Annotated in this window: 5 protein-coding genes and 1 pseudogene; all 6 read right to left on the bottom strand. The window is 67.3% G+C overall.

Annotated elements, in window-relative coordinates:
• Positions 1-288: pseudogene (locus E4N62_RS49365) on the bottom strand (hypothetical protein); the annotation flags it as partial.
• 8 nt (positions 289-296) lie between these two features.
• Positions 297-464: a hypothetical protein gene (locus tag E4N62_RS49360; protein ID WP_230214182.1), complete on the bottom strand. Its 168-nt coding sequence runs from the start codon at positions 462-464 to the stop codon at positions 297-299.
• Between the two features lie 14 nt (positions 465-478).
• Positions 479-1582, bottom strand: coding sequence for a tyrosine-type recombinase/integrase (locus tag E4N62_RS13315; RefSeq protein ID WP_230214181.1), 1104 nt, complete (start codon positions 1580-1582; stop codon positions 479-481).
• Positions 1583-1647: 65 nt separating this feature from the next.
• Positions 1648-3393 carry a site-specific integrase gene (locus tag E4N62_RS13310; RefSeq protein WP_230214180.1) on the bottom strand — a complete coding sequence of 582 codons (1746 nt, stop codon included), beginning with the start codon at positions 3391-3393 and terminating at the stop codon, positions 1648-1650.
• Positions 3390-5231: a hypothetical protein gene (locus E4N62_RS13305; protein WP_230214175.1), complete on the bottom strand. Its 1842-nt coding sequence runs from the start codon at positions 5229-5231 to the stop codon at positions 3390-3392. Before E4N62_RS13305 ends, E4N62_RS13310 begins: the two co-directional genes overlap by 4 nt.
• A gap of 59 nt (positions 5232-5290) precedes the next feature.
• A complete protein-coding gene (locus E4N62_RS13300) occupies positions 5291-6751 on the bottom strand; it encodes a site-specific integrase (protein ID WP_230214173.1) in 1461 nt (486 codons plus the stop codon).
• Positions 6752-6798 lie beyond the last annotated feature (47 nt).

The following is a 6798-nucleotide window of genomic DNA, read 5'->3' as shown; positions in this document are numbered from 1 at the left end:
TCGTCCGCGTACGACTGTGCAGACGATGTCGCGGATGCGGTCGGCGAGGTGCCTATCGACGTTCCCGACCAGCCGCACGATCAGGCCGACCGGATCCGCGATGACCTCCTCGGCAAGGCCAGTCACCGGTCGACTCCGCTGATGCGGGCCGTCGAGGAGCCAGCTCACCGAGCCGGAGACCGAAGTCCCGCCCGCCGCAACCTTCTTCGGCTTCGGCGCGGAGCTGGCCGCGGAGATGGGCTCGATGAGGTCGTCCATGGTGCAGTCGAGGATGTCGAGCAGGGCCATGAGGATCTTCAGGCTGAGTCGCTCCGGTCGCTCGACGACGAGCCGGTAGACCTGGCTCGACGAAGTGTGATGCCGCGTTCCTTCAGCTGCGGGAGGAGGTCGGTGGTGGAGAACATCCCGCGGTCCGCCATCACCTTGCGCAGGTGCCAGTGGTAGTCGAGCTTGGCGGCCATCATCGGGTCCTTCCTCGTCAGGCGCCGGCGAACGCCGGGGCCAGGGCCTTGCTCAGGGCAGTGTTCATGAAGTCGTCGCTGACGTGCGTGTAGATGGCCGTGGAGCTGTCGCACTCGTGACCGACCTGCTGCTGGATGAAGCGCCGGTCCACTCCGTCTTCGGTCAGATGCGTGACGTAAGAATGACGAATTGAGTGCGGAACTAGGTCTTTCGGGAGCTTTAGGGCATCGCGGTATGCCTCGAACCGGTCGTTGATGGAGCCGGGCTGCAGACGCCCTCCGCGTTCAGTGATCCACAGTGCTGGGTGGTCGGGGAATCCGAAGCGCGGCCGGACGTTCTCGACGTAGTCGGCGACCGCCTCGACGGCCCAGTCCATCACCGACAGCACGTTCCGTCGTCGCGGCGGCTGGCCCTTCTTTGCCTTGCCGTAGCGGACGTTAAGCGTGCCGAACCGGCCGAACTGCCGAGCCTGCGGATTGCGCCCGAAGTCGACGACATCCAGCTTGGAGGTCTCCGTCCGGCGAAGGCCCCAGCCGTAGATGACCTTGAAGAGGGTGGCGTCGCGGTAGGCGGCAAGGGCGCCCTTGCGCTTGGACTTCACGGCGCGGGTGACCTGGTCGTCGGCGTAGTCGAGGAATCGCTGCAGTTCCTCGCGAGTGAAGGGCCTGGCCTCCGGGTCGCCCTCGTAATCCTGGAGGTGGGGAAGGGTGTTCCACTCGTGAGCGATGGCCACCGGATGGGTGCCGAAGGCTTCTTCGCAAGCCGTCCCCCACCCGTAGCGGCCGTCGATGAGGAACTCGCTGAACAGTCGAACGTCGCCCTGGTAGCTGCGGATCGTGGACGGCGCCAGATGCTTCTCGCTCGCCAAGGAGGCCGACCACTCGTCCATGTGGGCCGGCGTCCATTGCCACGGGTAGTCGTTCGCGAACTCGAGGAACCGGCGGACCAGGCGTTCCCGCGGGTCGATCGTCTCATCCTTCAGCCCGCGCGACTTCTGCTGAGCCCTCCAGCCCCGCAGCATCGCGTCGAACATCGCGTCCTCGGGACGCAGTTGAACGACCCCGGACACGAGCTCCAGTTGAGCTGCCCCGGCAAGGGCCACCTTCTGCTGATGCACCACTCCAGACCATCCCTTCTGGAGGGCAAATCATGCATTAGACGGGCTCTTCTTGGCAACATGCCTGTTCAGAAGGTCAGTTCGTAGTAGCGTTGGAGTCCTTCAGGCCGTCGCGCTGAACTTGCGACCTGCGACTTCTCGCCCGTCTGATGCAATTCCCGAGGGTCTGCATAGCCCTGCAGTATGCGGGTGTGCAGATGGCCGTACTGAATCGAGGCCGCGATCAGGCCCCGCGGTCGGCGGCGGATGAACCAGGCCAGGGTGCGCCGGAAGCGACTGGCCGTCAGCCGACCGCGCCCGTCATCAGGGATGGCATCGGTGCGCACACGGCGCGCGCACTCGGCGTTGACCCACGCCACGAACGCCGCCAGATCCTTGACGATGGAGCTCGTCGTGCGGGCCTGCCCGCGGCGCTGACTTGCTCGGCCCCGGTCCCTGCTGTCGAGATGGGTCGGGAACAGCAGAGTGTGGAAATGCAGCCGCTCCAGCAGCGTGATCGCGCGGGCAACCAGTTCGATGATCACCCAGGGGTCCTCGCGGATCTTCCCCTCGGGGACCACGTTGCCGTCCTGGTCCGTGGCGCCTTTGAAGTAGAGGCCCTCCATCAGCCACAGTCCGGTGTCCGCGTCGAAGCGCACGCAGCCGCGCCGGAGGTTGAGGACTTCCCCGACGCGGGCGCCGGACAGGTACGCGATGATGATCAGGCATGCCGTACTCAGCAGGCGTGCCAGCTGCGGTGCCTCGTGGTGGGTGATGCGCTCTGTCCGCCAGGTCACCCCGTCCAACAGGCCGGTCACCGGTGCGTCCAGGTAGGTGCAGGACCCGATGGGAACCCCGGACTCGGTGATCATCCGCCCGGTCCCGGTGTCCTCGACGGAGTCAGAGCAGCCCAGGATGGCGGCCAGACGGCGCCAGTCGATCTCCAGGTTCCCGGCCTCGTTGCGCCGGCCAGGAAGCGTCTCTCCGCGCTCGCGCAGGCCCGCCAGATAGGCGGCGACCTTCGGCTTCAGCCCGCCGCGGCCGTACCGGGCCCGCGCGGGCTCTCCCCTTCCGACGGCGGCCCGGCGCGCATCGGGCGTCCGGCTCATCAGTTCACGGTGCTCTGCGTGGCCAGCCAGGATGTCCTCGGCGAAGTCCTCGACAAAACGGATCGCCCAGGCCAGAAGCATCTCCATCGTGGCCGCGCCGATCCGGCGGGTGCGGTTCTCCCTCCGGCTGCACGTGCGCCCCAGGAGGTCGCCGGTGTCCTCGCCGTCCCAGGGCGGTGCCTGGGGAAGGCGCATACTCGCGGGCAGGACACTGCGATAGGCCCACAGCCTGCGGACTTCGGTGAGCTTGCGGTAGCAGCTCTCCAATGCGCCCTCTTGGCGGGAGATCTCGATGAGGTAGGCGTCCAGCATGGAGTTCGTCACCTGGCAGAACGCTGTCACTCCCTGGCCGGCGAACCAGTCGAGCACGAATTTGAGCGCGGTGTTGAACTGCGTCGCGATCGTGGTGACCCAGATCCGGCTGCCATTGGCGCCGCGCACCGAGGGCGGCTCGGTGTGGTTGAGCAGTTGCCAGGCGTAGTGCTTGGCCGCCAGCCTCAACGGGGCTGGGACCATCTTGAAGTTGAGGGTGTAGGAGCTGGAGTGGTCAGCGAAGACCGCTGGGTTGAGGTCCCAGTGATCGTGACGGAACCTCGACAGCTGGGAGAGGTCGGTCTCCGGCCGTAGATCACGGTTCACCAGCACCCGGGTGTCCGGAGTCGGCCACTGCGTCCCGGGCGGGATCTCCTCGGCCGCCAGCTGCTGCGCGAGCCTTGTCGTTGTCATCGCAGGTCAAGCTCCCGGTTCAAGAGACGCTCGGCCAGCGAACGGTCAGCATCCGTAGCGCAGTGCCGGGCGTCCGTGACAGCCGCCTCGTCATGCTGATCGAGCAGGTCGGCGAGCTGCGCGTGAGGACCGGCGAACCGCTCGGCCCACTGCAGCGGGTCCAACTGCTCGCGCCGCTCGGCCAGCCGGTCGTGGACCAGCACCTGAACGGGCAGATGATGCGGAAGGGCGCGGGCGCACTCACAGCCCAAGCACAGCATGAACGAGGCCGGACACGGCTGTCCCGGCGGCCCATGAGGACCGTTTCGGTTGTCAGTACAGGCCGCCAGCACCGTGTCCAGTTCCCTCGCGATCACCCGCCTGAGGACGGCGATGTCGAGCCGATGCTCGGCGGCTACCGCATCCGGATCCGTTCGGGCCCGCTCAACGTCCTGCGCGGACATCACCGCCACTGCGCCGAGTGTGCGGGCCTTGGCCACCTCGTCCACCAAGGTGGCCGCGACGACCTTGCGGTACTCGGTGATGTTGCCGCGGTTGCGGGCCAGGTAGGACGTCGCCGCGGTCTGCTCCGTGTGCGCGACCGGCATCTGGTGCAGCTCGATGAACGTCAACCGCAGCAGGTCCAACCGCAACGGCAGAGGCACCGGCTCGCCCCGCCCATCCGGGTCGTCCCGCAGCAAGCCCTGAGTCCTGCCCAGCTGTGAGACGTGCAGGCCGGCATAGGTCAGTGGACGCAAGCCTCGACTGGCCCCCTTGCCACCCGCCGCGCAATAGCCCACGAGCAGCCGGTCACTGTCGGTCAGTGCCCGCGAACGCCTCGTCAGCTCGTGCAGCAGCAGATAGAGGCCGAACGGTGTGTGCAGCTCGTCCCGGGTCGTGACCTCTTCCGGCTCGGCCGGGATGCTGATCCAGTCGGGGATCTCCGAGAGCGCCAGGTCCATGTAGGCGCGGCGGCCCCGCCGCGGCTTGCGCACGCCGACGATGGCCGTCGCCCTCTCACCCGTGTACCCGTCCGCGCGATGATGCACCGCCGGAGTCTTGAGGATCACTTCCGGGTTCTCGCCCGTCATCGCCGCCAACAGCACCGCGCCGGCGGCGGTCTCGGCGATCGTCAGGTGCAAGGCTGAAACGAACTCCACCACCGAGCCGAGCCTGCTCACCCAGGTGCAAGGGCGAGGAAAGGGACTGCTGGCCGACGGAGAGGGCGCCGACGCCCGGGGAACATCCGCGAAGCGGTCGACCCAGTCCAGCAGTTCCAGCCTCCGCGCGACGCTCCGGTCGCCCTGGGCGACATCCTCCCCGCGGCGAACGCGCTGCAACAGCTCCCGGTTGCCGCGAATACGCGCCGCCGCCGCGCGCAAGTCCGCGCGGGAGGCTTCTGTGATCCGCTTCAACTCCGCCCGGCTGTAACTCCGCCGTCCCTCACCCCTGATCTGCTTCGGAAGCGGCCCCGCCAGCCGGGCGGATACGGCATCACTGACCCCGTCGGCCAAGGCCAGCAGCTGCCGCAGATGGCTCAGGTCGACGCGAATGCTGTCGATGTGCCTGCGGCTCTGGTAGAACCCGTCGATGTGTTCGGCCGTCAGATGCGCCAACTCGGTCGGCGGCCAGGCCAGCGTCTCCAGGTAGTGGTCCAGCCGTACCACCGCGCCGTGCACCTTGTTCACCGACTGCAGGGACGTCAGCCCGGCCCCTGGCGCGGTCCGCTTCACGAACGCGGCCAGCAGGGCATCGCGCAGCCCCGGAGCCATACGTAAACGCGAGAAGTCATAGTCCCTTCGGTCCTCACCGTCCTGGCTGAAGCAGCGCACCGCGAGGGACCCGTCGTCCTCGACCAACAGGCCGCGCTGAGTCCTCGGGCCGTGACCAGGCAGCGACGCCTTGCGCCCGCGTGGACTCACCGGACGCCGGCCAGGGGATCGGTGCGGACCCGAGGGTGCCCGGTGAACACATCCGTCATGAAAGTCTCGACGGGGAACCCTTCCGCGTGGGCCAGCAGCATCTCGACATCCAGCGTCCGGAAGGGCTCAAGGTAGATCGACTTGGTCGTCTCGACCCTCAGGTGTCCGAGCATCGTCTGCACCAAGTGCCAGGTGTCACCGAACTGTTCTCGAAAGTCCTGCCGTTCATCCTCCGTGAGGTGTCCGATCCGCGGAGCGTGGACCAGCTTGCCGATCGCGTACCACTTCAGCGCGAATGAATGGCGCAGCATATGGGCGGTGCAGGTGAACCCCTCCAGCCCGAGCATCGCGATCCGCTTGTTCGCGGCGTCGAAGGTGTGTTCCCACCCTCGCCCGTCGCGTGGCAGACCGTCCTCGTTCAGCCACAACGCCAACGGCTCCAGCCCAAGGTCGGTGCGCCGCAGCAGACGCAGCCGGGTACGGGGGCCGATGTCATTCCACTGCCGACGCTCGGCGCCACCGTTCGCCCCCTCCAGGGTCACGGCCTCCATGCCGTGCGTCGCCAACACCATCCGCGCCCGGCCCAGACGCTCGTAACGGCCGGCGGCCTGGGCTCTTCGCACCGCAGCCGCCCGAGCGCCTTCCACGTACGACAGCAGCCCCTTCATCGCCACGCGGGGAGTCCAGTACGGATGGCCGTACCCGCCCTTCGCGCAGGCATCCGCCAACTGGCAGGTGTAGTAGCCGCGCCGGCCGTCGTAGGAAGACAGTTCGGGCAACATCACGCTCGCCCACTCCGACACCCGCAGCCCGTTGCCGTAGAGGCCGTCACAGAAGGCGACGTCCCGCTGCTCGTTGCGGCCACGCCACCACCTATCCGGGCGCCCGGACAGGTCCCTGCCACGGATCCCGAGGTCCCGCCACCGCTTATAGCCCCCGACGTCCAACCACTTGACGTCCTCCGTGCGCCGCGCCCTGGGAGCATCGAAGTCGCTGAAGGGATTCTCGACGCCATAGCGACGACGCATCCACCTGTAAAACTTGTTCAGGCCCGCAAGATCGCGGGAGAACGAGCTCGTCTGGACGCGCCCGGTGTTGGCCGGATCGGTAACCCGCCAGAACAGGAACTCCTCCGCGTCGTCTTCGACCGCCTCCCACCAGTTCACCCCCCTGGTGAGCAGGAAGTTCAACCACACGACGAGCGAGTACGTGTAGTCCCGGGCTGTGCGTTCCGCGAGGATTCGCCACTTTGCCGAACCAAGGCAGGCATTGATGCGACGGTCTGGCCAGCCATTGGGCCCCAGGAGGAATCTCTGGCCATCCCGACCGCCTCGGGCCTTCGCCCACGATTCCAAGTCCGGGGCGAAGACCGTCAGCATGGCGGCGAGTTCGCCGAAGCCCCGGCCGAAGTCATATCGGTGCACCTGCCAGCAGCAGGCACCACTGTCTTCTCCCACGGACGGTCTAACGAACCCGTGCAACAACGGTCACTGGATACCGAACG

The sequence above is a fragment of the Streptomyces sp. MNU76 genome, assembly GCF_020982545.1.
Lineage (GTDB): Bacteria > Actinomycetota > Actinomycetes > Streptomycetales > Streptomycetaceae > Streptomyces.
Note: the sequence above shows the minus strand (reverse complement) of the source record. Positions and strands in the feature narration are given on the sequence as shown.

What these genes read in the sequence shown, in the direction of transcription:
- E4N62_RS49360 (WP_230214182.1), bottom strand. Translation starts at nt 464, where the DNA reads ATGATGGCCGCCAAGCTCGACTACCACTGGCACCTGCGCAAGGTGATG.
- E4N62_RS13310 (WP_230214180.1), bottom strand. Translation starts at nt 3,393, where the DNA reads ATGACAACGACAAGGCTCGCGCAGCAGCTGGCGGCCGAGGAGATCCCG.